Annotated in this window: 20 protein-coding genes; 7 read left to right on the top strand and 13 right to left on the bottom strand. The window is 72.0% G+C overall.

The features are described from left to right. Positions 1-37 precede the first annotated feature (37 nt). The 6 genes from BCAV_RS01610 to BCAV_RS01585 are packed head-to-tail and all read left to right on the top strand — an operon-like array spanning position 38 to position 7,977. A complete protein-coding gene (locus tag BCAV_RS01610) occupies positions 38-1,375 on the top strand; it encodes an ABC transporter substrate-binding protein (RefSeq protein ID WP_012725366.1) in 1,338 nt (445 codons plus the stop codon). Then, positions 1,375-2,325: a carbohydrate ABC transporter permease gene (locus BCAV_RS01605; RefSeq protein WP_012725365.1), complete on the top strand. Its 951-nt coding sequence runs from the start codon at positions 1,375-1,377 to the stop codon at positions 2,323-2,325. The genes BCAV_RS01610 and BCAV_RS01605 overlap by 1 nt, the downstream gene beginning before the upstream one ends. Continuing rightward, positions 2,318-3,220 (top strand): carbohydrate ABC transporter permease, encoded by a 903-nt coding sequence (locus tag BCAV_RS01600; protein ID WP_012725364.1) that lies wholly within the window; start codon positions 2,318-2,320, stop codon positions 3,218-3,220. Before BCAV_RS01605 ends, BCAV_RS01600 begins: the two co-directional genes overlap by 8 nt. Before the next feature lie 10 nt (positions 3,221-3,230). Further along, a complete protein-coding gene (locus BCAV_RS01595; protein WP_012725363.1) occupies positions 3,231-4,670 on the top strand; it encodes a hypothetical protein in 1,440 nt (479 codons plus the stop codon). A gap of 17 nt (positions 4,671-4,687) precedes the next feature. After that, positions 4,688-5,695, top strand: coding sequence for a MurR/RpiR family transcriptional regulator (locus BCAV_RS01590; protein ID WP_012725362.1), 1,008 nt, complete (start codon positions 4,688-4,690; stop codon positions 5,693-5,695). Beyond that, positions 5,692-7,977 (top strand): FAD-dependent oxidoreductase, encoded by a 2,286-nt coding sequence (locus tag BCAV_RS01585; RefSeq protein ID WP_012725361.1) that lies wholly within the window; start codon positions 5,692-5,694, stop codon positions 7,975-7,977. Before BCAV_RS01590 ends, BCAV_RS01585 begins: the two co-directional genes overlap by 4 nt. A 9-nt stretch (positions 7,978-7,986) precedes the next feature. Here BCAV_RS01585 and BCAV_RS01580 read toward each other — a convergent pair whose 3' ends face one another. Together BCAV_RS01580 and BCAV_RS01575 are read right to left on the bottom strand one after the other, a co-directional pair. Then, positions 7,987-8,445 carry a VOC family protein gene (locus BCAV_RS01580; protein ID WP_012725360.1) on the bottom strand — a complete coding sequence of 153 codons (459 nt, stop codon included), beginning with the start codon at positions 8,443-8,445 and terminating at the stop codon, positions 7,987-7,989. 58 nt (positions 8,446-8,503) lie between these two features. Then, positions 8,504-8,992, bottom strand: coding sequence for a helix-turn-helix transcriptional regulator (locus tag BCAV_RS01575; RefSeq protein ID WP_222836669.1), 489 nt, complete (start codon positions 8,990-8,992; stop codon positions 8,504-8,506). A gap of 106 nt (positions 8,993-9,098) precedes the next feature. On the opposite strand from BCAV_RS01575, the gene BCAV_RS01570 reads away from it, so the two are divergent. Continuing rightward, complete coding sequence (locus tag BCAV_RS01570) at positions 9,099-9,944, top strand: fumarylacetoacetate hydrolase family protein (protein ID WP_012725358.1); 846 nt, start codon at positions 9,099-9,101, stop codon at positions 9,942-9,944. 54 nt (positions 9,945-9,998) lie between these two features. On the opposite strand, the gene BCAV_RS21305 is transcribed toward BCAV_RS01570, so the two are convergent. The 11 genes from BCAV_RS21305 to BCAV_RS01515 form a co-directional block, all read right to left on the bottom strand. Then, entirely contained in the window at positions 9,999-11,921 is a 1,923-nt protein-coding gene (locus tag BCAV_RS21305) for an ADP-ribosylglycohydrolase family protein (RefSeq protein ID WP_012725357.1), read from the bottom strand. Then, positions 11,918-12,814: a carbohydrate ABC transporter permease gene (locus tag BCAV_RS01560; RefSeq protein WP_012725356.1), complete on the bottom strand. Its 897-nt coding sequence runs from the start codon at positions 12,812-12,814 to the stop codon at positions 11,918-11,920. Before BCAV_RS01560 ends, BCAV_RS21305 begins: the two co-directional genes overlap by 4 nt. A 1-nt stretch (position 12,815) precedes the next feature. Next, a complete protein-coding gene (locus BCAV_RS01555) occupies positions 12,816-13,781 on the bottom strand; it encodes a carbohydrate ABC transporter permease (protein WP_012725355.1) in 966 nt (321 codons plus the stop codon). Next, positions 13,778-15,079 carry an ABC transporter substrate-binding protein gene (locus tag BCAV_RS01550; RefSeq protein WP_043346402.1) on the bottom strand — a complete coding sequence of 434 codons (1,302 nt, stop codon included), beginning with the start codon at positions 15,077-15,079 and terminating at the stop codon, positions 13,778-13,780. Before BCAV_RS01550 ends, BCAV_RS01555 begins: the two co-directional genes overlap by 4 nt. A 62-nt stretch (positions 15,080-15,141) precedes the next feature. Then, positions 15,142-16,182 carry a LacI family DNA-binding transcriptional regulator gene (locus tag BCAV_RS01545; protein WP_012725353.1) on the bottom strand — a complete coding sequence of 347 codons (1,041 nt, stop codon included), beginning with the start codon at positions 16,180-16,182 and terminating at the stop codon, positions 15,142-15,144. 355 nt (positions 16,183-16,537) lie between these two features. After that, the gene (locus BCAV_RS01540; RefSeq protein WP_012725352.1) at positions 16,538-17,470 is read right to left on the bottom strand and encodes a carbohydrate ABC transporter permease; all 933 of its coding nucleotides are present in this window, start codon (positions 17,468-17,470) and stop codon (positions 16,538-16,540) included. Then, complete coding sequence (locus BCAV_RS01535) at positions 17,467-18,435, bottom strand: carbohydrate ABC transporter permease (protein WP_012725351.1); 969 nt, start codon at positions 18,433-18,435, stop codon at positions 17,467-17,469. The genes BCAV_RS01540 and BCAV_RS01535 overlap by 4 nt, the downstream gene beginning before the upstream one ends. After that, on the bottom strand, positions 18,432-19,853 hold the full coding sequence (locus tag BCAV_RS01530; RefSeq protein WP_012725350.1) for an ABC transporter substrate-binding protein: 1,422 nt from the start codon (positions 19,851-19,853) through the stop codon (positions 18,432-18,434). Before BCAV_RS01530 ends, BCAV_RS01535 begins: the two co-directional genes overlap by 4 nt. 169 nt (positions 19,854-20,022) lie before the next feature. Beyond that, entirely contained in the window at positions 20,023-21,516 is a 1,494-nt protein-coding gene (locus tag BCAV_RS01525) for an arylsulfatase (RefSeq protein WP_012725348.1), read from the bottom strand. Beyond that, a complete protein-coding gene (locus BCAV_RS01520) occupies positions 21,513-23,768 on the bottom strand; it encodes an alpha-N-acetylglucosaminidase (RefSeq protein ID WP_012725347.1) in 2,256 nt (751 codons plus the stop codon). Before BCAV_RS01520 ends, BCAV_RS01525 begins: the two co-directional genes overlap by 4 nt. Next, positions 23,765-25,123, bottom strand: coding sequence for a Gfo/Idh/MocA family protein (locus BCAV_RS01515; protein ID WP_050761550.1), 1,359 nt, complete (start codon positions 25,121-25,123; stop codon positions 23,765-23,767). The genes BCAV_RS01520 and BCAV_RS01515 overlap by 4 nt, the downstream gene beginning before the upstream one ends. Positions 25,124-25,263 lie beyond the last annotated feature (140 nt).

Below are 25,263 nucleotides of genomic sequence, written 5' to 3'. Positions count from 1 at the left end.
TCTTGCACCGTTGTCGAGGACGGTCGAGGGAGATCGCATGAGCAGAGTTCCACCGCGGCCATCGCGTCGTGCCCCCAGCCTCACCCGCCGCGCCGTGCTCGCCGGAGCGCTCGGCGCCGGTACTGCCGGCGCGCTGGCGGCGTGCTCCGGAGGCGGCGGCGGCACCACGCCGCAGAACACCCTCAACGTGTGGGGCGGCGTCCCACCGGAGTCCGGACCCGGCGCCCTCGTGGACGCCTTCCACGAGGCCCATCCCGAGTACACGGTGAACTACACGCGGTTCGTCAACGACGACCGGGGCAACCTCAAGCTCGACACCGCGCTCCAGGGCGGCGTCGACATCGACGTCTACTTCACGTACGCCACGGGCAACCTCGCGCTCCGCGCCGGTTCGGGCATGACGCTCGACCTCACGGACCGCGTCGAGGCCGACCCCGAGCTCGCGGAGTTCCTCGACACCGAGGCCCCGAAGGGCTTCTGGCAGGACGACCGGCTGACGGCGCTCGCCACCACGCGCGAACCGAACATGATCCTGGTCAACCTGGCCCGCCTCGAGGCGGCGGGGATCGAGCTGCCCCAGGCGTGGACGCTCGACGAGTTCGTCGCCGCGGCCGCCGAGCTCACGGGCGACGGCACCTACGGCGCGTACATGCTCCCCGACACCGCGCGCGTGAGCCTCGGCCCGAACTACTGGTACACCGACGACGGCGGCTCGAACTTCGCCGACCCGGCGTTCGGCGAGCACATGGCCCTGAGCCGCGACCTCATCGACGACGGCGTCCTGTACCCGTGGACGGAGATCCTCGCCCGGCAGCTCGAGGCGTACCAGCAGAACGCGTTCGTCGCCGAGGACTTCGCGCTGTGGATGACGGCGCCGTTCTCCCTGCGCTTCCTCGCTGACGCCGAGAACTACCCGCACGACTTCAAGGTCGCCGCCGCGCCGATCCCGACCACTGACGTCGGCGCCTGGAACACCGGCGTCTTCGGCAACCACATCATGGTGAACCCGCGCTCGTCGAAGCAGGACCTGGCCTGGGAGTTCGTGCGCTTCTGGATCCTCTCCGGCTCGGAGTTCATGGCGCCGGGCGGCAAGATCCCGACGCTGCAGAACGTCGGCACCGAGGACATGCTCGGCTCGCTGCTCGGACCCGACGCCGCGGACTGGTTCGACGTCGACTCGTTCCGCCGCGTCCTGTTCGACGACGACCCGGAGCTGTTCGTCGACACGAACCTCACGGCGTTCCCGGAGATCGACCTCGCCGTGCGCCAGCAGCGCGACCTGTGCTGGATCGGCGAGCGCGCACCCGTGGACGCCGTCGACGCGATCGACCGCCAGGCAGGCGCCGCGATCACGCGGTACGGACGGAGCAGCTGATGGCCACCCTGACCGCACCCACCTCCGCGCCCGCTCAGGCGCCGTCGTCCGGCTCCCGGACCAGCCGCGGCACCGGTCCGCGCGCCCGCGTCGGCTGGCTCTTCATCGCACCGAACCTCATCGGCGTCGCGCTGTTCACGTTCATCCCGCTGGTCTCGGTGATCGTGCTGGCGTTCACGGACTGGAACCTCGTCTCGGGGCTCGGCGGCATCGAGTTCATCGGCGTCGACAACTTCGTGAACGTGCTGCGCGACCCCGTCTTCTGGGGCAGCGTCGGCCGGACCATCGTGTACGCCGGTGTCAGCGTGCCGCTCACCGTGCTGCTCGGCATGGCGCTCGCGATCGCGCTCAACCGCGACATCCCTGGCCGCGGCGCGCTGCGGGCCGTGTTCTTCCTGCCGTACATCGTGTCCACGGTCGCGGTCGGCATGACGTGGCTCATGCTCATGAACCCGTCGGCCGGCCTCGTCAACCAGGTGCTCCACGGCCTGGGCATCGAGAACGCCCCGGCGTGGTTCGCGTCGTCGCGCTGGGCACTGCCCGCCCTCATCGTCATCGCGATCTGGAGCGGCGTCGGGTACGCCGCCGTCATCTACCTGTCGGCGCTGCAGGACGCCCCATCCGACCTGTACGAGGCGGCGGAGATGGACGGCGCCGGCGCGTGGCTGCGGTTCCGCACGATCACGTGGCCGGCGCTCATGCCGACCACCGTGTTCCTGCTCGTCACGCTGTTCATCGGGACGTCGCAGGGCTTCGGCCTCGTGGCCCTGCTGACGGCGGGCGGCCCGGGTGACGCGACAACCGTCATGTCCTTCTACATGTATCAGACCGGCTTCCAGTTCTACCGGTTCGGGTACGCCGCGGCGATCGGCCTCGTGACGTTCGTCGGCGTCCTCGCCCTCACGCTCGCGATGTGGCGAGCCCAGCGCGGAAAGGCTCTCCATGACTGACGCGACGCTCTCCCCCGCCGCCGCGCCCGCCGTCGTCGGCACGGCTCGCACGGGCCGCTCCGCGAAGCAGCGCCGCGCCCGGCGCACGCGCTGGATCTGGGCAGCGGCTCTGTGGATCCTCGCGATCGCGTTCCTCGCGCCGTTCGCGTGGATGCTCTCGACGTCGCTGAAGACGAACGCGGACGCGTTCACGATCCCGATGGAGTGGATCCCGGACCCGCTGCGGTGGGACTCGTTCGTCGCGGTGCTCACCGGCCCGACGTCGATCGTGCCGGCCTTCGCGAACTCCGTGATCGTGGCGACCGCCCGCGTGCTCGGCGAGGTGCTGACGGCGACGATGGCCGGCTACGCGTTCGCCCGCCTGCACTTCCGCGGACGCGACAAGATCTTCCTGGCCTACCTGGCGACGTCGATCATCCCCGCCCAGCTCCTGCTCGTGCCCCGGTTCATCTACTTCCAGCAGATGGGGCTGTACGACACGCTGTGGGCGCTCATCCTGCCCGGCATGTTCACGGTGCTCGGCACGTTCCTCATGCGGCAGTTCTTCGTGGCGCAGCCGTCGGCGTTCGCGGAGGCCGCCCGGATCGACGGTGCGAACGAGTGGCAGATCTTCTGGCGGCTCTACCTGCCGATGGCGACGCCCGTCATGAGCGCACTCGGGATCCTCGCGTTCGTGTGGTCGTGGAACGACTACGAGACGCCGCTCGTGCTCATCTCGAGCCCCGAGGCGTTCACGCTCCCGCTGAGCCTGACGAACTTCACCGACGAGCAGGGCTCGCTCGCACCCAACCTGTCGATGGCGGCGTCGGTCGTCTCGATCATCCCCGTGCTCATCGTGTTCCTGCTGCTGCAGAAGCGCTTCGTGCACGCCATGACCCACACCGGCATCAAGTGAGGAATCGCTCGTGACCACCACTGATCAGCGCCCGACGACGACGACGGCGGTCGCCACTCGCACGGACACGTCACCGACCCAGGTCTCGGGCGTGTTCCCGCACCTGGCGCAGATCGGCGACTTCGGCCCGCCGCGCAGCGAGCTCGGGATCGGCTCGCTCATGCCGTACAACGGTGTGCTGTACGTGCAGAACTACAACTCGCACAAGGCGGCCAGCGGTGGCGGGGTGAGCCTGCGCCGGGTGCACCCGGACCTCACCATGGAGGTGGTGCCCGAGACGCTGGGAGTCGACGGGACGTACACGAACCGCTTCATCCACTGGGCGACCGGCAACCTCGTCATCGGCCCGCACGTCATCTCGCCCGACCACGAGATCCGCACCGTGCCCGAGCTGGCGCCCCACCGGCTGTGCGGCACCGCCCGGCACCTCACCAAGCCGGACACGCACGTGTACGTGCTCACGATGGAGGGCGAGGTCTTCTCCCTCGACGTCACCACGCTCGACGTCGAGCTCGCCTGGGACCTCAACGACGAGCTCGGCACCGAGGGCGAGTGGAAGGTCCACTACAAGGACTGCTACTCCAGCTTCGGCCGGCTCGTCGTGTGCTCGAACGAGTACGCGGAGGAGGAGTGGCGGGGCGAACGTGCGCGGGGCCGCCTGGCGGAGTTCGACGGCGAGACGTGGCGCATCCTCGAGCGCAAGCCGTTCACGGCCATCGGCGGCCGGCACGAGTTCGGCGGCACGATCTTCGCGTCCGGCTGGGACGCCGCGTCCGCCATCCTCGAGGTGTTCACGGAGGGCGACGGCGAGTGGCGGCGCTACCGGCTGCCGAAGGCCTCGCACTGCTTCGACCACAAGTGGCAGACGGAGTGGCCGCGGATCCGCGAGGTCGAGCACGAGCGGCTCCTGCTCGACCACCACGGGATGTTCTACGAGCTGTCGCCGTGGGCCTACGGCAACCGCATCTGGGGCGTGCGCCCGATCTCGACCCACCTGTGGGTGCTCGGCGACTTCTGCAGCTGGCGCGGCATGTTCGTGGCCGGCGCCGACAACGCCTCCCCGAGCCACGGCCTGAACCCGACGACGGCGGAGCCGCAGTCCGGGATGTTCTTCGGCAAGACCGACGACCTGTGGTCGTTCGGGAAGCCCACCGGGTGGGGCGGCCCGTGGTGGGACGAGGACGTCAGCGCCGGCGCGCCGTCGGACCCGTACCTCATGACCGGATTCGACAACAAGTGCCTCCACGTGCAGAACCACGGCGAGCACGCGATGCGCGTGCACATCGAGATCGACGCGCGCGGGGACGGCACGTTCGGCAGGATCGGCACGCTGGACGTGGCGGCGGGCGAGCTCAGCACGCACGTCTTCCCGCCGGGGTTCAGCGCGCACTGGGTGCGGCTCGTGAGCGACGACGACGGACGGGCCAGCGCACAGCTGTTCTACACGTGAGGCGAGGAGGACGACGCATGCCGGCGAGGCGACCGGGGCAGGACGGCGACGACGCAGGGTCGTCGTCGACGGCGGTGTCCGCCGCGGCGGCGCGGTCGCCGCGCGTCGTCGCGCACGCGGACGACGCGAGCCCGCTCCAGGCGCTGCGCGACGCTCTGCCGTCGCTCACCGGCGCGCTCGCCCGTGCCGCGGCGCACATCGTCGACGCCCCGGCGGAGGCGAGCCGGGGGTCGATCACCCGGCTGGCGACGGCGTCCGGCGTCTCCCCCGCCACTCTCACGCGGCTGGCCGGTCTGCTCGGGTACGACGGCTTCCCGGCGATGCGGGCCGCGATCGCCACGGAGCACGGTCGCGAGGTGCAGGGCGGCTGGCAGCGCGACATCGGCACGGCGATCGCGCCGGATGACCCGGCCGACCAGGTGCTCGGCGTCCTGGTGGCCCACTCCAGCCGCGCGGCACGCAACGCCATGGGCGCGCTCGACCTCGCGGGCGCCACGCGCGCCGCCGACTGGATCGCGGCGGCCGAACGCATCCACCTGTACGGCGAGTGGGGCGACTCCGTGTCGCTCCACGAGCTCTACCTGCGGCTCCTGCGCATCGGCCGCCCGGTCTGGTTCCACGAGGGGAAGCAGGCCACCCGCGTCGCCGCCAGCCTGCTGCGCCCGGGCGACGTCGCCATCGCGCTCTCCCGCGCCGGGCACGACGCGGTGGGCGAGGCGTTCTGCGCTCTCGCGCAGGAGAACGGCGCGCACACCGTGGTCATCACCGGCGACCCTGAGGGCCCGCTCGCCGACGTCGCCGACCTCGTCCTGTTCACCGGGACGCGCGAGGGCACGGCGTGGACCGACTACTTCGCGGGACGCGCCAGCGACACGCTCACCGCGGCCCTCCTGTGGGTCCTCGTGGCCCAGCGCGTGCCCGACGCCCTCGGCGTCGAGTTCGCCGTACCCCACTCCCACCCCCGCTCCGCGGGCACCGCCGACCGACCGCACCCGACCACGTCATCGACGAAGGACCTCTCATGACCAGCGCTGCGACGTCGTCCCCCTCCACCTCGCCCGTCGTGACGACGGAGGAGGTGAACTCCGACCTCACGGTGGTCGGCGGTGGGCTCGCCGGCGTGTGCGCCGCGATCGGCGCCGCACGCCAGGGCGCTCGGGTGGCTCTCGTGCAGAACCGACCCGTGCTCGGCGGGAACTCCTCCTCCGAGGTCCGCGTCTGGGTGTGCGGCGCCACCGCGCACGGGGTGCAGCACTTCGCGCGCGAGACCGGGATCATGGGCGAGCTGTTCGTGGAGAACCAGTTCACGAACCCCTCCGGGAACCCGTACTACTGGGACCTCGTGGTGCTCGAGGCGGTCCGCGCCGAGCCGAACATCACGCTGTACCTCAACACGGACGTGCGCTCCGTGGACGCGTCGGGACCCGACGACGACCGCACCATCAGCTCCGTGACCGGCTGGCAGATGGGGTCGGAGCGGGTGCTGCGGTTCGTCTCGCCGGCGTTCGTCGACGCCACGGGCGACGGCCTCGTCGGGCACCTGGCCGGCGCCTGGTACCGCACGGGCCGCGAGTCGCGCGAGACGTACGGGGAGTCGTGGGCACCCGAAGGGCCGGACCGCTCCACCCTCGGGTCCACGATCCTCTTCTACTCCAAGGACGCCGGGGAACCGGTGAAGTTCGTGCCGCCCTCGTTCGCCGTGGACATCGCCGAGACGTCCATTCCCGACCTGCGGCCCATCCGCATCGAGGCGAACGGGTGCGCGTACTGGTGGATCGAGTGGGGCGGCGAGCTCGACGTCGTCGCCGACAACGAGCGGATCCGCGACGAGCTGCAGGGCGCTGTCTACGGCATCTGGGACTACATCAAGAACTCCGGGAAGTTCGACGCCGACAACCTCACGCTCGAGTGGATCGGCGCCGTCCCGGGCAAGCGCGAGTACCGGCGCTTCGTGGGCGACCACACGCTCACGCAGTCCGACGTGCTCGAGCAGGAGCCGTTCGACGACCGGGTCGCGTTCGGCGGCTGGTCCATCGACCTCCACCCTCCGGGCGGCATGTATGCCTCCGAGAGCGGCTCGCGGCACTGGCACCCGGACGGCAACTACCACGTCCCGCTGCGCAGCCTGTACTCGGCGAACACCCGCAACATGTGGCTCGCCGGACGCAACATCTCGGCGTCGCACGTGGCGTTCGGGACGACGCGCGTGATGGCGACGTGCGCCGTCATCGGTGAGGCTGCCGGCGTGGCGGCCGCGCTCGCGGTGGCCGACGGCGTCGCGCCGCGCGAGCTCGCGACGGAGCGTTTCGAGCGGGTGCGGCGAGCGCTCGTGCGGGCCGACGCCTCGGTGCTCGGCGTGCTGCACGACGACCCGGCAGACCTCGCGCTCGCCGCCGACGTCACGGCGTCGTCCACGCTGCTCACGCTCGCCGCGGAGACGCCGACAGCTACCTGGGAGCTGGCCGACCACCTGGGCTTCGTGGTGCCGGTGGACCCGGAGCTCGACGGGATCTGGCTCCTGGTGGACGCGGCGGTCGCGACGACGCTCGAGGTCGAGGTGCACGACCCCGACCTGCCGCAGAACTACGTGCCGCGGGAGCTCGCGGCCTCGGCGTCGGTCGAGGTGAGCGCCGGGGAGAAGCAGTGGGTGCGCGTGCCCGTGCAGTGGCGCCCCACCTCGCCGCGGAACGCGTTCGTGGTGGTGCGGGCGAACCCCGACGTCGTCGTCCACACGTCGGACGAGGTGCTGCCGGGCGTGCTGACGTTCACGCACCGGGAGCCGTCACCCCAGGAGGAGTTCACCGAGCAGTGGCGCGCCTGGAAGCAGGTGCTGCAGCGCGGCTCCGTGTGCCTGCGGCTCGACGCCGCGACGTCCGCGTACGCGCCGTCGAAGGCCGTCGGCGGGTACGCGCGGCCGTGGGGCGGTCCGCAGATGTGGGTGTCGCAGCCGGTGGAGCACGACGGCGAGCCGTGGCTCGCGCTCACGTGGTCCTCACCCGCGGTCGTGGGTGAGGTGGCGGTGGTCCTCGACGACGACCTCGACGAGGACCTCATCAACCTGCACCACCACCGGACGCCGTTCGACGTCCTGCCCACGCTCGTGCGCGACTACCGGATCGAGGCGCGCGCCGGCGACGGCGCACCGTGGGTGGTCCTCGCGGACGTCACCGACAACCGGGCGCGCCACCGCCGACACGTGCTGCCCTCGCCCGTGTCGGCGACCGAGCTGCGGATGGTCGTGACGGCGACGAACGGGGCGTCGGCGGCGCGCGTCGTGTCGCTGCGCGCCTGGGCGGCCGAGGGCTGACGCCCGCGCTCAGGCCAGTTCGGGGAACGCGTCCTTCATGGCGGCGGCGTCGAAGGCCGCCCGGTTGGTCTCGTTGAGGCTGTACCAGTTCCCGAACGGGTCCCGGAACACGGCCTCGACGCCGTACGGGCGCTCCTGCGGTTCCTGGAGGAACTCCACACCCCGCGACGTGTACAGCTCGAACGTCGCGCGGCAGTCGTCGGTGTTCCACGCGCCCCCGCTCAGCACCCCCTTCGCCAGCAGGGTCCGGAGCATCCGCGCCGTCTCGTCGTCGTGCACGGGAGGCCCGGGAACAGTCACGCTCAGCTGCAGCTCCGGGCTCGCCGAGGGACCGACGGTGAGCCACCGGTACCCGTTGTCGAGCACGAGGTCGTGGCGTTCGGTGAAGCCGAGCTTCTGCACGAAGAACGCCTTGGCCTCGTCGTAGTCCGTGACGAACACGCTCGCCACACCCAGTCCCGTGATCATGCGGGGTCTTCCTCTCGCCGGATACTGCGGCCGTTCGGCCGTTCGGCCGTGACCGACGCTACGGCGCACCCTGGCCCGTCTGCTTCTCCACACGTGCGGTGATGCGGTCCGCCGTCGTCCGATCCGCCGTCGTCCGATCCGCCGTCGGGAGACCGGCGGCGAGGAGCAGGAAGCACCCGGGGATCGGCGGGACGCCCTCCGCGACCTTCCGACGCTGGTACTCCTGCGGACCCACGCCGACGAGCGCGCGGAAGCGGCTGCTGAAGGAGCCCAGGCTCGTGAACCCGACGAGATGGCACACCTCGGTCACCGTGAGGTTGGTCGACGAGAGGATCTGCTGCGCCCGCTCCACCCGCCGGCGCGAGAGGTACTGGCCCGGCGTCTCGCCGTAGACGCGCCGGAAGAGCCGGGAGAAGTGGTACCGCGAGTACCCCGCCGACGCCGCAAGCGTGTCGACGTCGATCTCGTCCGCATACCGCGAGTCCGCGAGGTCGCGCGCGCGGCGCAGCGCCGTCACCGCCTCGTCGCGCACCAGGACCTCGCTCACCGCCTCACCCCGCGCCATCGTCGCACGCCGGTGACCGCCCGGTCCCGGGCACCCGTGCTCGCACGCGCCATGGCAGGGTGGGGCCGGACACCGAGGAGGACACCGCATGACGACGATCGCCCGAGAGCTCCACGGCGGCGAGGCGCGCTGGGTCGTGACCGGCGAGGAGGGGACCTCCCGCGAGTGCCCGCCGCTCGCCGAGCTGCTCGCGCTGCCGCTCACCGCGGCGAGGGCCGCCGTCGAGCAGGCAGCGGCGTCCGGAGCACCGGTCCCCGACGACGGCGTGACGCTCGCCCCGGTGGACCGGCAGGAGGTCTGGGCCGCCGGCGTCACGTACGAGCGCAGTCGCGACGGCCGCGCCGAGGAGTCCGCGCACGCGCTCATGTACGACCTCGTCTACGAGGCGCCGCGTCCGGAGCTGTTCCTCAAATCGACTCCCGAGCGGGTCGTGGGGCCGGGCGACGCCGTCGGGATCCGCGCCGACTCCGGGTGGGACGTCCCGGAGCCCGAGCTCGGTCTCGTGCTCAGCTCGAGCGGCGAGATCTTCGGCTACGTCGTCGGGAACGACATGTCGAGCCGGTCCATCGAGGGCGAGAACCCGCTCTACCTGCCGCAGGCGAAGGTCTACACGGCGGCGTGCGCGCTCGGTCCGGTGATCGTGCCGGTCTGGGACGCGGGCGAGGGCCCGTTCGACATCTCGCTGCGGATCGAGCGCGACGGCGGCGCGGCGTTCGAGGGTACGACGTCGACGGCGCAGCTGCACCGCACGCTGCCGGACCTCGCATCGTGGCTCTTCCGTGCTCTGGACTTCCCGTACGGCGCCGTCCTGCTCACCGGCACCGGCCTCGTGCCCGAGGCGGGCTTCACGCTCGCGGCGGGGGACGTCGTCGAGATCGCGATCGACGGCGTGGGGCGGCTGACGAACCCGGTCGCCGTCGTCGGGACGGCCTGAGGCGACGCGGGTAGATCGGCGGCGCCGCACGCCGCCGACCTACCCGCTCGGGCCTCAGTCGTCCCAGGGGAACGTGGTCCGACCGAGCGTCACGTCGCCGTGCTTGAGCCGGTCCGCGGAGAACAGCAGCACGTGCGCGAGGGCGGGCGACGCGCCCTCAGCGGCGCCGTCGAACCGGAACCGCACGACCACCTCGTGGAAGCCCTCCGCGAGGTCGAGCGTCGCCCCGACGTCGCCCGTCGACCCGTAGGACGGCCGGATCATCCGCCCGCCGGGCAGGTCGATCACCTGCTCGCCGTCCGCCCAGACCGTCACGGCGACCGACGCATCGACGGCGAGCCGTACCTGCTGCTGCGCGAACGCCTGCAGGAACGTCTGCAGGACGACGTCGCCGGCTCCCCGGAGCGACTCCAGCGGCAGCTCGTTGCCGTCGACGGCGATCTCCCGCCAGGCCGGGCCCGCAGCCGAACGGTCCGGCAGGTCCGCGGGTCCGTCGACGACGCCGGCGTCGCCCGTCAGCACGCGCCAGGCCTGCGCGCCGACCAGCGGTGCCGGGACCGGCGGCACCACCGGCATGTGGTCGACCTGCACGGACACCAGCACGGGGTTGGTGCGCGCGATCGCCGCCCGCGCGGGGCCGGGCAGCGCGAGCTTCGTCGCCGACGTCGCGTGCGGGTCGAGCACGAGCTCGACCGGCTCCGGTGCCCGCCAGCCGCCGGGGACGACGGCGCTCACCACGGCCCGCACCGGGTCCGACAGGTGACTGGTCACGGCGACGTCGTAGACGACGTCCTCGCCGGGCCGCACCACCGGCGTCGGGCCGTAGTCGACGCTGATCGCGTGGCTCGCCGTACCACCCGAGACCGAGGTGACCGGCCGCGACCACAGCTCGCGAACGGCGTCGTCGGCGTACAGGTCGGCGACGTCGACGTCGAACGCGCCGTCTCGGAGCCGCACGCCGTGGTGCAGCAGCACCCGCTCGGCCTGCCGGACGATCTCGTCGGTCAGCTCCGGAACGTCACCCGGGATGCCGCGGGCGCCGTCGGACAGGTGCCGCACCCCGCCCCACGACTCGTTGGTCGACAGCCCCATCCCGAACGGCTCGGTCCACTTCTCCGGCAGGTTCGACAGGCCGGCGCGGACGCCCAGCCACGAGCCGATCGTGCCGCCGGAGGAGTCGGTGTCGTAGCCGCAGTTCACGGTGATGCACATGGCCTCGCCGAAGTCCTTGCCGTACAGCCAGCCGATGACCTGGAACCCGAGGTTGATGGGCGAGTACTGCGCGACCTTGCTGGGTGCGGCGTCGATGACGCGACGGCGCGCCGTCACCCAGTCGACACCCTCGGCGTGCGCGGCGCGGGCGGCGTCGATCGCCCGACGCGTGGCGGAGTCCTGCGGCACGTACGACGTCGCGATGTCGAGCAGGAGGTCGCGGTCCTCGACGACGAACGCCGCCGACTCGAGTGCGGCGTTGAACAGCTCGCCGTACACCGACTCCCCGCCGGCGTGGTCGCAAATCGCGTCCTCGTACGCGTAGCGCGCGGCGATCCGCGGGTGTCCGGGCGTGACGCACGCCCACACCTCCGACCGGATCGGGCACCCCATGCAGTCCACGAACCAGTTGTTGAACGCGCCGGACACGGGCGGCCGGAGCCCGAGCCGCAGGTTCGTCTTCGACAGGCCGTACTCGTCGAAGTTGTACCCGATGTGGTCCAGCCAGTACGTCGCCAGATCGGCCGCCCGCAGCTCCGGGCCGACGTCGCGCAGCGCCGCGAGCCACACGAGCTGCATCTCCAGGTCGTCGTTCGGCAGGCCGCCGCTCTGCAGCTCCGGGTACCACCAGACGTCGAACGGCTCGTCCCTCCCCCATCCCTCCTCGAGCGGGGTGCCGAGCGTCCCGCCGCAGTTCTTCCCGATCCAACAGCCGAGCACCTTGTCGCGGAACGTCTCCGAGCGGACGTCGACGTGCATGGTCATCCCTTCACTCCGGTGATCACAACTCCTTGGACGAACCATCGCTGCGCGAAGAAGAACAGCAGCACGCACGGTGCGATGGCGATGGCGGCGCCCGTCATGGCGAGCGCGTAGTCCTGGTTCTGCAGCCCGACGAAGTTCGCGATGCCGAGCGCGAGCGGGTAGTTCCGCTCGCTCTGCAGGTAGACCAGGGGGCCGAGATAGTCGTTCCAGTACAGGAGGAACGAGAACAGCCCCACGATGATCAGCGCGGGCTTCGCCAGCGGCAGGGCGATGGTGCGGAACGTCCGGAACGTCCCGGCGCCGTCGATCCGCGCCGCCTCCTCCAGCTCGAGGGGCACGGACATGAAGAACTGCCGCAGCAGGAACGCGTTGAACGGGGCGGCGAAGAACGCCGGCACGATGATCGGCAGGAACGTGTCGAGCCATCCGATCCGCGCGAACAGCACGTACGACGGGATGAGCGTCGCCCACGACGGCACCATCATCGTCGCGAGCATCACGAGGAACAGCGTGTCCCGGCCGCGGAACCGCAGCCGGGCGAACGCGTACCCGGCGATCGACGCCCCGATGATCGAGCCGAGCACCCCGAACGCGGTGAGGATCACCGTGTTGAGGAGGTACCGCCCGAACGGAGCCACCCGGAAGATCTCCGCGTAGTTCTCCCAGGCGACGGGGTCGGGGATCCACTGGATCGGGAAGACGAGGATCTGGTCCTGCGTCTTGAGGCTCGTGCTGACGAGCCACGCGAGGGGAAAGAGGAACGCGAGGCAGCCGAGCAGCAGGATGAGGTAGCTGACGGCGGACCGCCGTCGTCCGACCCGGGATCGTGAGTGGGGGTCACCCAGCGGGTGACGGACGACGGGCGCGGCGCCGCGGCTTCCGAGGACGACCATGTCAGTCCCTCCGGTTCGGGTCGTGGACCCAGTACTTCGAGGTCCGGAAGATCACGAGCGTGATCGCGAGGATCATGAGGAACAGCACCCACGCGATCGCTGACGAGTAGCCGAGGCGCAGGTTCGTGAACGCCTGGTTGAAGATGTTGAGGCTGAGGAAGTACGAGCCGTAGTTCGGGCCGCCGCCGGTCATGATGTAGGCCTGCGTGAAGATCTGCAGGGTCGAGATGATGCCCAGCACGACCTGGAAGAAGATGACCGGCGACATCATCGGCAGCGTCACGGAGGTCAACGTGCGCCAGAACCCGGCGCCGTCCATGCTCGCGACCTCGTACAGCTCCGTCGGGATCCCCTGCAGCCCGCCGAGGTAGATGATGATCGACGACCCGACGCCCCACAGCTGCATGATGACGAGCGCCGGGATGACCCACGAGGAGTCCTGCAGCCAGTTCACCGGGCCGACGCCGACGAGCGAGAGCAGCCAGTTCGCGAGCCCGTAGTCGCGGTTGAACACGAACTGCCACAGGACGGCGACGGCGACGCCGGAGAGCACCGACGGCAGGTAGTAGATCGTGCGGAACACCCGGACACCGCGCAGCCGCTGGTTCATGAGCATCGCCATCCCGAAGCCGATGACCAGGCTCAGCGGCAGGTACAGCACGGAGAACACGGCCGTGACCTTCACGGACTGCCAGAACAGCGGGTCGACGGCGAGCGTCGAGAAGTTCTGCAGACCGATCCACCGGGGTGCTCCTCGGCCGTTCCACTCCGTGAACGCCAGGTAGAGCGAGAACGCGAGCGGGAACAGCGTGAACAGCAGGAAGCCGACGAGCCAGGACTGGACCCACAGCCATCCGGTCCGGGCCTCGCGGCGCGCATGGGCGGACGGGCGGTTCCCCGTCGCTCCGGTGCGCTGCTCGACGGCGGAGGCGTCGCTGGAAGCGCGCGCGGGGGCTGACGTGCTCATCGGTCTCCTCCTTCGGATCCGAAGAACCGCGCGGAGGCCGCGCGGACGTCGCTGTCGATCTGGGTGAGGACGTCGCGCGGGCGCGCGCCGCCGTTCAGCGCGGTGGCGCGGTTGTTCCAGATCGTCTCGAACTCGGCCCAGAACGGCGGCCACGTCACCTCGTACGCGTCCTCCACGAGCATCTGGCGCAGGATGCGGAAGCTCTCCGGCGGCAGTCCGGCCGAGGCGTTCATGGCCTCCTCGTCCTCGGCCGCCGAGATCCGCCCGGGGATGCCGCGCAGCGGCTCGGAGATGAAGAGGTTGAGGCGTTCGGTGTCGGAGAGGAAGCGGATGAACTCCCAGGCGAGCTCCGGGTTGGCCGAGTCGCGGGAGATGCCCCACGCCCCGCCGGCCGTCGCCACCTCGCGCCGTCCGGTCGTGCCCTTCGGGAGCTTGAGGACGTCCCACGCGAACCGGTCGCCGATCTGGTCCCGGGTCTGCGCCGTCGCCCACGAACCGTTGACGGCCATGGCGACCAGACCGGAGATGAACGGGTCGACGGCGGCCCCGAGCGTCTGCGGCTGGGCCGCCACGCCGCTGTCCATCATCGCGTAGAAGGTGTCGAGCGTGGCGATGTTCTCCTCGGACGCGATGACGACCGTCCGGCCGTCGTCCTCGAAGAGCCCGCCGCCGTTGGACCGGAACACCCCGTCGAAGAACCAGGTGCCGAGCGAGAAGTAGAAGCCCCACCGCGTCTGCCGCCCGCCCGAGCTCTCGGTGAACGCCTCGGCGATCTCGAAGAGCTCGTCCCAGGTCCAGCTCTCGTCGTCGGGACGGTCGATCCCCTTCTCCTCGAAGGCGGTGCGGTTGTAGTAGATGCAGTAGCAGGACAGGTCGTACGGCATCGAGTACTGCACGTCGTCGACGGACATCTGCCGCACCTGCGCGGCCCAGATGTCGTCGACAGCGGCGTCGGGGTCGTCGCGGATGAACTCGTCGAGGGGCAGCTGCCACGAGTTGGACACGTTGAACGCGGTGTCGAGCGTGCGGGCGTACCAGACGTCCGGCAGGTCGTTCGTCACGGAGACGGTGCGCAGCCGCGTGTAGAACTGCGGGCCGCTCGCGATGTTCTGGAGCGTGATGCGGTGCTCCGGGTCGCCGTCGAGGAAGACCCCGATCTGCTCGTCGAAGAGCTGGGCCTCCTGGTTGGTGTGGTTGATGAGGAAGGTCAGGTCGCGGGCGGAGCGTGGAGAGCCGCAGGCGCCGAGCGTCAGCGCACCGGCCGCCGCGGCTCCACCGAGGAAGGAACGCCTGCTCATGGGGGGAAGAGATCGTCGCTGATCCGGCATGGTCACTCCTGGGTGGCAGTGGACGGGTGTCGTCAGAGGTCGGTGGCGGCTCCTTCCCGGCCACGGCGCGGCGGGGCCACCGAGGCGCGCACCACCAGCTCGCACTCCAGCCGTTCGGAACGTGGTTCGCGCTCGGGCTCGGCGATCCGGTCGAGCAGCAGCCGGACGGCGCGGACCCCCATCGCGGTCTTGGGCTGCCGCACCGTGGTGAGGGGCGGGGTGGCGTGGGAGGCCATCGCGATGTCGTCGAAGCCGACGACGGACAGGTCGTCGGGCACGCGCAGTCCCGCCTCGTGGGCGGCCTGGAGGACGCCGAGCGCCGCCAGGTCGTTCGCGGCGAACACCGCCGTCGGGGGTGCGTCGAGGGCGAAGAGGCGCGCCGCGGCCTCGGCCCCGCCCTCACGGTCGAGCGCCGTGGCGGGCACCAGCTCGGCGCGGACGGCGAGGCCGGCGGCGTCGAGGGCGTCCCGGTAGGCGCGGAACCGGCTTGCGGCGACGCGCTCCGGATCGGGGCCGGCCACGACGGCGATCGCGCGGTGACCCTGCTCGAGGAGGTGCCGGACGGCGTCGAGCGCCCCGCCGTACGTGTCCGTGCTGACCTCGTCGTGGGCGGCGTCCGGGATCGCCATCCCGATGGTCGTGACCGGCACCCCGGACGCCACGGTCCGGGCCAGCTCCTCGCGGACGGCAGGGGTCTCCGGCGGCGTGACGATGACGCCGTCGACGCGGTGGCTGCGCAGGTCGCGCAGCACGTGGACGAGGCGGTCGTCGTCGCCGTCCGTGACCGCCGACAGCACGGAGAACCCCTCGCTGGCGGCCTCCGCGGCCATCGCGTGGGCGAGCTCCGCGGCGAACGGGTTGAGGAGGCTCGACGTGACGAACCCGATGGCGCCGCTGCGCTTGGTCGTCAGTGAGCTGGCGGCGCGGCTCGAGACGTAGCCCGTCTCCTCGACGACGGCGGCGATGCGCCGGGCGGCGTCGGCACCGACGTAGCCGGACGAGTTGAGGTACCGCGACACCGTGGAGACGCCGACGCCGGCGCGCCGCGCGATCTCGTAGATCGTGACGGCCATGTCGCACCTCCTGCCGCGCCGTGGGACTCGAGCCGCCGTGGGACTCGAGCCGCTGTGGGACGCGAGCCGCCGTGGGACGCGGGACCCACCATGGGCTCGCGACCCGGGTGGATGTGGAACCGATGTGGTACCGGTTCCACACTGATGCGACGCCACGATGCCAGGAGGCGTTGAATCGTGTCAAGAGGCGAGCGCGAGGAGGGCACCACTGCCGAGTCAGACGCGAGCGGCCGAGTCAGACCTTCCGGGAGGTCTGACTCGGCCGCTCGGGTCTGACTCGGCGGGTCGGGGTCGGCGGGTCTGACTCGGCGGGCGGGGTCGGCGCCAGGGCTGGCGCCGCCGCCAGCTCGCCGGGTCAGCCCTTCTCGGCGCCGGCGGTGAGCCCAGAGATGAGGAGCCGCTGGCTGGCGAAGAACCCGATGACCACCGGGAGGGTGATGGCGATCGACCCGGCCATGAGCACCGTGACCGGGACGTCGAACGTCGCGAGCTGGGCGACGCCGAGCGACACGGTCCAGCGTTCGCGATCCTCCACGAGGAACAGCAGCGCGTACAGGTACTCGTTCCACGCGATCATGAAGATGTAGAGGCCGGTCGCGGCGATGCCGGGCAGCGTCATCGGCAGGACGACCCGGCCGATGATCTGCATGCGTCCCGCCCCGTCGATCGCCGCCGCCTCCTCGACGCTGCGGGGGACGCCGTCGAAGTAGTTGCGCAGCATGTAGATCGCGAGCGGCACCGTGGACGCCATGTAGATGAGCACCAGCCCGACGAGGGTGCCCCGGAGCCCGATCCGGCTGAAGAGCACGTACAGCGGCACGGCGAGCGCGATGCCCGGCAGCACGTAGACGCCGAGGAAGATCGCCCCGATCGCACCCCGACCGCGGAACTCGAGCCGCGCCGTCGCATAGGCCCCGAGCACGCACACGGCCAAGGTGGCGAGCGTCGTGAGGCTCGCGAGGACGAGCGAGTTCCGCATGAAGCGACCGAGGCCGAAGCCGCCGTCCGACTCGTCGAGCAGCGCACGCGAGTACGCCGAGAAGTCCAGCTCGGAGAACGACGGGAACACGTCGAGCGGGTTCGCGGCGACAGCGGCCAGCGGCTGCAGCGAGAGTCCGAACGCGTAGACCACGGGACCGGCGGCGAACAGCACGGCTCCCACGATGACGACCACCCGGACGATCGCCGGGCCGATCTCGCCCCGCCGGCGACGACGGCGGCGCGCCGCCGGGGAGGTCCGCGCGGCGGCCTGCGGGCCGGTCGGGCGGGTGTGGCTGGTGGTGGTCATCGTTCCCCCCGACGCCGGGCGAGGATCAGGTAGAGCGCGATGAATCCGGCGAGCATGACCGTGATGGCCACGCCGACGCCCGACGCGCTCCCGATGTCCGCGCGGCCGATGAGCTCGTTGTAGACGCGGACGCCGAGCACCTGGGTGCCCGCTGCACCACCGGTGAGCAGGTAGACCTCGTTGAAGGTCTGGAACGTCCAGATGAAGCGCAGCAGCAGGAGCAGCCCGATGACGCCGGACAGCTCGGGCAGGACGACGTAGCGGATCCGCTGCCACGCCCCGGCGCCGTCGAGCGACGCGGCCTCCTCGAGGTCGCCGGGCACCGCGTGCAGCCGCGCCGTCGCGAACAGGAACGCGAGCGGGAACGTGCCCCAGATCTGCACGAGCACGACGCTCAGCAGCGCGAGCGGCACCTCGACACCGAGGACCGAGGCCGACGGCGTCGTGAGGAACGCGATCGGGCCGTCCCATCCGAGGAACCGCATGCCGAACTCGTTGACGAAGCCGTACTGCGTGTTGAGCAGGGTGCGCCAGGTCTGCGCCGCCGCGACCACCGGGAGCACGTACGGCATGAGGATGAGGCCGCGCACGATCGCGCGCCCGCGGAACGGCGTGCGCAGCGCGAGGGCGACGGCGACGCCGAGCGCCACGGAGCCGATGGCCGTGAGCGAGGCGAAGACGAGGGTCGCGCGCAACGAGTCCCAGAACCCGTCGCGGCGGAACGTGGAGAGGAACGCCTCGAGGTCGAACCCGAGGTCGGCGAACGTGATCCGGGACAGCTCGGCGAGGCGGATGTCCTGGAACGCGAGGACCAGCACCGCCGCGAACGGGAGCAGCACGACGAACCCGACGACGAGCGCCGTCGGGGCGACGAGCAGGCGACCGGCCCGGTCGTCCTGCCTCGCCCGGGTGGACGAGGCAGGACGACCGCGACGGCGCGGTGCCGCGAGGGACTCGGCTGTCACCCGGCGTCCTGCTGCGCGCTCTCGACGGCGGTCTGCAGGCCCGTGGCGACCTCCGCCGGGTCGCCGCCGGTGAAGAACGAGCCGAGGTTCTGCGGGATCACGTTCTGCTGCGCGACCACGGAGGCCAGGAGGGCGTCGGCCGTCCCGGCGCCCCAGCGCGCGTAGCTCTCGCTCCCGCCGGAGATGAGGTCGGCGACGTCCTGGCCGTACACCTCGGCGATCGACGACCCGTCGCCCGCGGCGCCGAACGGCAGGTTCGCCCAGGCCTCGGTGTACTCCGTCGGGTTCTCCGGCGTGCCGAGGCGCACCGGGATGCGGCCCTCGGTCGCGCTGCCCACCGACTCCATGTACCCGTCGGAGAGGAGGAACTCGGCGAACTGCTGGGCCTCCTCGGTGTGGGCCCCGACGGGGATCCCGAGCTGGAGGATGTTCCCGAAGAGCTGCGGCTCGTCGTTGTCCGGGCCGGACAGGCCCATCGCGAAGCCCGAGTTCTCGAGCAGGAACTGCGGGTTCTCCGTGCACTCGTCGCACGTCACCGGGTTGTTGGGGTCGAGTCCGGCGAGCTCGTCGAGGATGTGCGACGAGAAGACGAGCATGGCGGCGTCGCCGGCCAGGTACGCGGCGCGCGCAGCCTCGACGTCGAGCTCACCGCTCCCGCCGGAGGCCGCCATCTCCTGGTACAGCCGCAGGCCCTCGACGCACTCCGGGGAGTCGAGCGTGACGGTGCCGTCCGTGACGAGCTCGCACCCGTTCGCGAGCAGCATCGCCTCCATCGTCTCGCGCGTGAACGGGTTGCCGGCCTGCGTGCCGAGCGCGATGCCGGTGTAGCCGTCCTCGTGCAGACGGGTGGCCGCCGCGGCGACGTCCTCGATCGACTCGGGTGCGTCGAGACCGGCGGCCTCGAACAGGTCCGTCCGGTAGACGAGCATGTGCCCCCACCCGTCCATCGGGACACCCGTCGGGACGCCGTCGATGCTCGAGAGGTTGAGCGCGGCCTCGGCGAACGTCGACGGGTCCAGCTCGTCGATGACCGCCTGCGCCGCCTCCTGGTCGAGGAGCCCCTGATCGACCCACGCCGCGGCCTGGTCGAAGCCGTGCAGGATGACGTCGGGCACGTCGCCCGAGGCGGCACCCGCCACGAGCGTGGTGTTCTGGTCCGGGCCGGCGAGGGCCACGACCTCGACCTCGATGCCGGTCTCCTCCGTGAACTGCTCCGCGACGGCCTCCTGGGCCGCGAGCCGCTCCGGAGTGACGTGCGGCGTCCAGAACGTGATGCTCTCGGCGGGCGCGTCGCCGTCGTCGCCCTCGCCGCCGCCTCCTCCGCCGGAACAGGCAGCGAGCACGATGGCCGCGGCAGCGACGACTGCCGCCCCCGCGGCTCGGTGAACCCGGCGCGGCCGGGCTGTCGACTTCCTCATGAATCCTCCTCGGGGTGCACGATCGTCGCCCCGTCGGTGGGGCGTGCGACCGATCGAACGGCGCCCCGGGCCGGGGCGTCCATGAAACGGGTCGTGATGAACGAAACGAGCGAGTTCTGCGGCGAGATCGAACAGTCCGTCGCCTGGGTCGGCGCCCAGCGCTGCCGGGTCACGCGAGCCGCTCCGCGACGCGCGACGCGGCGTGAGGCGAGACGAGCGGTGGCCGCCCGTCCTGCGGGACGAGCGCCCCGCCGTCGGTCAGGCCGGCGTCCCGAGGGGCGAGGACGTCGACCAGGCGTGCTCGCCACCGCCGCAGGACGGCGGCGTGGTCGGACCGCGGCGCGAGGTCGCGCTCCTCGTACGGGTCGGAGCGCAGGTCGAACAGCTGCTCGCGCGGTGAGCCGGGGCCGTCCCCGCGCGGGAACCACACGTACTTCCAGGCGCCGTCGGTGAGGTACTGCATCTCCTGGCTCGGGTGGTAGCACGTGGAGTGCTCGCCGTGCACGAACTCCCGCCACGGCACGCGCTCGCCGGTGACGAGCGGCAGCGTGCTGGCGCCGTCGACGCTGGCCGGGACGTCGACGCCGCACGCGTCGAGGATCGTCGGCATGACGTCCTGCAGGCACACGGGATCGTCCACCACCTCGGCGTCGCCGGCGGAGCGCATGCCGGCGGGCAGCCGCACGACGAGCGGCACGTGCGCCGACCCCTCGTACGCGTACGTCTTCCGCCACAGGTGGTGGTCGCCGAGCATGTCGCCGTGGTCGGCGGTGAAGACGACGAGCGTCTCGGCGTCGAGACGCCGGTCGCGCAGGTACCGCATCAGCCGGCCGATCTGGTGGTCGATGTGGTGGATCGACCCGTAGTAGCCGGCGCGGGCGCGCCCGATCTCGTCGGCGGTCCGCCGGCCGCGCCAGGCGTTGGGGTCCATGCCCTCCGCGCCGCCCACATCGTGCACGGACGCCCAGTCGCCGACGACGGCGGGCGGCAGGTCGCCGGTGTGGTGCCGGCGCAGGTAGTGCTCGTAGTAGAACGCGGGCGGGTCGTACGGCGAGTGCGGCCGCGCGAACGACGTCATGAGGAAGAAGGGCCGGGTGGGGTCGCGGCGCTCCAGGAAGCGGATCGACTCCGTCACCGTCCAGGTCGACGGGTGCAGGTGCTCGCCGGTGTGGAACGGTCGCGCCAGCCACGAGTTGAAGTCCAGCCCGTGGTCGGCCTGCCGCACGTCCGCCGGCGCGTGGCGCTCGAACCACTGCGTGTAGTCGGAGGTGAAGCCCGGCTCCTCGACGCGGAGCGACTCGTCGATCGTCGTCGCGTGGAACCCGTGCAGCGCCCGCTGCGGCGAGAAGTGCATCTTGCCGACGCCCTGCGTGTGGTAGCCCGCGTCCGCGAGCGCCTCCGGGAGCGTGTTCTCCAGGCCCGCCATCGGAGGCTGGCCGGCGCCCATGCCGAGGATGCCGGTGTGCCACGGGTCCTGCCCGGTGAGCAGGGACGCCCGCGCCGGGGTGCACGACGGCGTCGCCGAGTACGCGTGCGTGAACGTGGTGCCCTGCGCCGCCAGGTGGTCGAGGTTCGCCGTCTCGACGGGACCCCCGGCGGACCCGAGCGTGTCCCAGCGCTGCTGGTCCGTCATGACGAGCAGGACGTTCGGGCGGTCGCTCATCGGCCGGACACCTCGAGCGGGGCGGAGTAGGTGGCGAGCACCCGGTCCGCGAGCGCCGCCAGATCGCCGGCCGGGTCCGTCGGTCCGGTCTCGTCGCGGGCCACCCAGCTCTCCTCGAGGGCGACGACGGCGCGGCGCAGCTCCTGCGGGTCGGGCTCGCTGCCGCTCTCGGCAGCCTCCGCGAGCCAGTCGACCCAGAGCTGCCAGCGCGGGGCGTAGAACCCGCCGAGCAGACCCGACCAGTGCCGGCCGGAGTAGTCGTGCAGCCCGGACGTCTGCTCGCCCCACACGGTGAGCTGGCGACGCGCGTCGCGCAGCAGGACGCGACGCTCGCCGTCGTCGTCCGCCCACCGCTGCGCGGCCGCGAGCCACGTGCCGAGGAGGCGGTCGGGCTGGGTGGCGGCGACGGCGTCGAGGTCGGCGATCGCCGCGGCGAGCAGCGCACCGTTCGCCCGGACGGCGTCGGCGTCCCCCGCCCGAGCCGCGGCGACGATCGCCCGGATCGGCGCGCGCGTGCGCTGCGCGACGACGTGCGTGAGCAGGTCCGCGAGGTCGTGCGCGAGAGGACCGCCGGCGTCGGAGCTCCCGGCCGCCTCGCGCAGGAGAGCCGCGGCCCTGGCGATCTCGGGCAGGTCGCCCTCGACGCGCGGGTCGGCCTCGGCGTCGATGTTGGCGGAGACGATCACGGGGGCGTCCGGGTCGAGGAACTCCCCGGCGAGGCGCTGCGTGTGGAAGGGGGCGACGACGTCGGCCGGGCGCGCGATCACCGGTGACGGGATCGACCGGGTCATGCCCGGCCCGTACAGCGTGCGCAGGAGGATCGCCCAGGCCCCGTGGACCGCATCGCGCGCGGCGGTGCCGTCCGCGAAGCCGTAGCGCTGGTCGACGAACCGCCCGACCCACGCGTCGACGTCGGGTCGTTCCCACACGAGATCGGTGAGGAGCTCGTAGAAGACCGGGTTGTTCTCCAGCGCCTCCATCGCCATGCCGACGCCGGTGAAACCGCCGGTGCGGGCGCCGTCGTCGAGCACGCCGCCGAGGTCCCGGGCGAGCCCGTGGAGGTCGCCGTGCACCGAGAACCTGCCGCCGAAGTTGTGCACGGCGCACCACAGCCACTGGTGCTCGGCGATGCCGCGCCCGTCGTCCCACACCGGCGCGTGCTCGGCCCACAGGTCGAGCAGCAGCAGGCGGTCGCGCGGGACGGCGTCGGTCACGGCAGCGATGCGCTCCGCCGTCCAGAAGCGCCGGTGGTAGTGGAACGGCCAGGCCTGCATCACCCAGGTGGCCTCGGGGTCGGCCGCGCTCATCCCGGCGTACGTCGCCGCGGCGAACGCGGCCAGGTCCTCCGGCTCGCCCGACGGCGGGACCGACTCGATGAACGGGTCAGCCGCGTACAGGTGGTCGGTGCCGAACAGCTCCCGCTGCTGGCGCGCGAACTCCGCGGCGACGACGGCGAACGCGTCGTCGTCCGGGCCCAGCAGCGCCGTCGAGAATCCCTGCCAGTGCGTGCGCGCGCCGGCGCCGAGCCCGTCGGGCACGTGCCCGCCGAACGCCGGCAGCACGGCGCGCATGCCGAGCTCCCGCTGCCGCTCGAGGATCCGCCGGCCGAGCTCGGCGCGGCGCTCGAACCACGAGTCCGGCAGCGGGCCGCCGAACGAGCTCGTCGAACCCATGAGCGTCCACGGGAGGTGAGCCGCGCTCCCGAGCCAGGCGACGACGTCGCCGGGGTCGAGCCCGAGAGCGGTGAACGTGCGCAGCAGCACCGTCTCGTGCCCCACGACCATGAGCGGCGTCGTGATCCCGTGCAGCGCCATCCAGTCGATCTCGCGCTCCCAGCGCGCCCAGTCCCAGTACGGCGCCGTGTAGCCGGTGGTCACGACGTTGAGGTCGTAGCGGGCGGCGGCCGGCGTGCTGCGCCGCGTGGGCGGGGCGTCCGGGAGCCGCGTGAGCGCCTCGGGGCGCAGCCGGTCCCACGTGACCTGTCGCCCGCCCGCGTGCTTGAGGTAGTGGTAGAGCCCCGCCGCCGCCGCCGGCGTGTCGCTCGCCCGGACCACCAGCTCCCCGCCGGACGCGGCGTACGCGAACTCGGCGGCACCCTCGGGAGCGCCGTCCGCACCGCGTTCGGACCCGTCGTCCAACGGGCCGACGACGACCCGCTCCGCGGCCGCGCCCAGGACCCGCCCGGCCAGCGCCCGCACGGCGTCGCTGTGCACGACGCCGGCCGCCGGTGCGGCGTTCGTCCGGCTGCTCATGCGCTCATCTCCACTGTTCGGCCCTCCCGGCGCGATCGTTCCGCGGCGAACGCGATGCGGTGGCTGCGTTCCGCGTCGCGGACGTGCGTGGGCATGGACACGGCGGCCCCCTCGCGGCGCAGGCGCAGGCGTTCCACGAACTCGCGCATGAGCCCGTCGTCGCCGCCGGCGTGACCGTCGCTGGCGCGCCGGCCCGGTCGGCCCTCCAGGTCGGGGTCGTCCACCGGCCCGGCGTTGACCGTCCACGTCTCGTCGTCCCGCGGCCCGGAGCGGCCGAGCGCGTCGCGGTCCCACGGGTGCCACGTGCCGATCTCCTGGCCCGGCGCCGGCAGGAAGCGGCGGACCTCGATCTCACCGGTGTCGAGGCGCCCGCTGATCTCCCCGTGCGAGCCGAGCAGCCGGATGGTGCGCGTGTTCGACGCCGTGAACGCCGCCGTCCGCAGGGTCGCGAGCACGCCGCCCGCGAACGTGAGGGTGACCGTCTGGTGGTCGACGACGTCGTTGTCGCTGCGGTACACGCACCGCCCGTACGGGCCGGAGCGGAGCGCCTCGAGGCGCGCCGCCCGGCCGGGCTCGCGCGTGACGGCGGTGACCGGGAGCTGGTGGTGGTCGGCGAGCCGGTCGAGGTAGAGGCGGGGTGCGTAGAACGGACAGGTCGACGCCGCGGGGCAGCCGTCGGTGCACCGCTCCGGTGCGCCGTCCGGCGCCTGCTCGGGGCGGAAGTGCGTGAGCGATCCCGTGGACTCGACGTGGGTGCAGTCCAGGCCGACGAGCCACGTGATGATGTCGAGGTCGTGGCAGGACTTCGCCAGCAGCATCGGCGTCGCGTCCGCCGCCTTGCGCCAGCTCCCGCGCACGTAGCTGTGCGCGAAGTGCCAGTAGCCGATGTCCTCGGTCTGGTCGAGGTGCACGAGGCGGCCGATCGTCCCCTGCTCGACGAGCTCCTTGAGCGTGGCGTAGAACGACGTGTACCGGAGCACGTGCGCGACGCCGACGAGCGCGTCCGTGCGGGCGATCTCGGCCACCATCGCATCGAGCTGCGCCTCGTCCGGGGCGAACGGCTTCTCGACGAGCAGCCCGTACCCGAGGCGGGCACCGCCGACGACCGGTCCCTGCCGCACGAGGTCGGGCGACGAGACGACGAGTCCGTCGCTCAGCCGACCGGCGGCGAGCAGCTCCTCCCAGGTGGCGTACTGGCGCTCCGCGGGGATGCCGTGCAGGTCGGCGAACTCGGCCCGGCGCCGGTCGTCGGGCTCGGCCACGGCGACGACGCGTGCGTGCTCCGGGTGTCGCAAGCAGTAGTCGCCATAGGCGTCCCCGCCCCGGTGTCCCGCACCGATCACGCTCAGGGTCACTGCTGACAACGCCTCGTCCTCCCGTCCCGGCCGCACCCGTCCGGTGCTCGCCCGCCCCCGCCGTCGGGTGCGCCGCCGATACTTGGCGTCCGTCGCGTCCCGGTGCAAGGATCACGCGTCCGATGAACGAATCGATGGAG

The organism is Beutenbergia cavernae DSM 12333 (genome assembly GCF_000023105.1).
GTDB lineage: Bacteria > Actinomycetota > Actinomycetes > Actinomycetales > Beutenbergiaceae > Beutenbergia > Beutenbergia cavernae.
This window is presented reverse-complemented; position numbering and strand designations above follow the sequence as displayed.

Bases quoted from the DNA above. Each gene is read 5' to 3' on its own strand.
- BCAV_RS01610 (WP_012725366.1), top strand. From the start codon at position 38: ATGAGCAGAGTTCCACCGCGGCCATCGCGTCGTGCCCCCAGCCTCACC.
- BCAV_RS01545 (WP_012725353.1), bottom strand. From the start codon at position 16,182: ATGGCCGTCACGATCTACGAGATCGCGCGGCGCGCCGGCGTCGGCGTC.
- BCAV_RS01525 (WP_012725348.1), bottom strand. From the start codon at position 21,516: ATGAGCGACCGCCCGAACGTCCTGCTCGTCATGACGGACCAGCAGCGC.
- BCAV_RS01605 (WP_012725365.1), top strand. From the start codon at position 1,375: ATGGCCACCCTGACCGCACCCACCTCCGCGCCCGCTCAGGCGCCGTCG.
- BCAV_RS01580 (WP_012725360.1), bottom strand. From the start codon at position 8,445: ATGATCACGGGACTGGGTGTGGCGAGCGTGTTCGTCACGGACTACGAC.
- BCAV_RS01570 (WP_012725358.1), top strand. From the start codon at position 9,099: ATGACGACGATCGCCCGAGAGCTCCACGGCGGCGAGGCGCGCTGGGTC.
- BCAV_RS01590 (WP_012725362.1), top strand. From the start codon at position 4,688: ATGCCGGCGAGGCGACCGGGGCAGGACGGCGACGACGCAGGGTCGTCG.
- BCAV_RS01600 (WP_012725364.1), top strand. From the start codon at position 2,318: ATGACTGACGCGACGCTCTCCCCCGCCGCCGCGCCCGCCGTCGTCGGC.
- BCAV_RS01530 (WP_012725350.1), bottom strand. From the start codon at position 19,853: ATGAGGAAGTCGACAGCCCGGCCGCGCCGGGTTCACCGAGCCGCGGGG.
- BCAV_RS01585 (WP_012725361.1), top strand. From the start codon at position 5,692: ATGACCAGCGCTGCGACGTCGTCCCCCTCCACCTCGCCCGTCGTGACG.
- BCAV_RS01550 (WP_043346402.1), bottom strand. From the start codon at position 15,079: ATGAGCAGGCGTTCCTTCCTCGGTGGAGCCGCGGCGGCCGGTGCGCTG.
- BCAV_RS01520 (WP_012725347.1), bottom strand. From the start codon at position 23,768: ATGAGCAGCCGGACGAACGCCGCACCGGCGGCCGGCGTCGTGCACAGC.
- BCAV_RS21305 (WP_012725357.1), bottom strand. From the start codon at position 11,921: ATGACCATGCACGTCGACGTCCGCTCGGAGACGTTCCGCGACAAGGTG.
- BCAV_RS01555 (WP_012725355.1), bottom strand. From the start codon at position 13,781: ATGAGCACGTCAGCCCCCGCGCGCGCTTCCAGCGACGCCTCCGCCGTC.
- BCAV_RS01560 (WP_012725356.1), bottom strand. From the start codon at position 12,814: ATGGTCGTCCTCGGAAGCCGCGGCGCCGCGCCCGTCGTCCGTCACCCG.
- BCAV_RS01540 (WP_012725352.1), bottom strand. From the start codon at position 17,470: ATGACCACCACCAGCCACACCCGCCCGACCGGCCCGCAGGCCGCCGCG.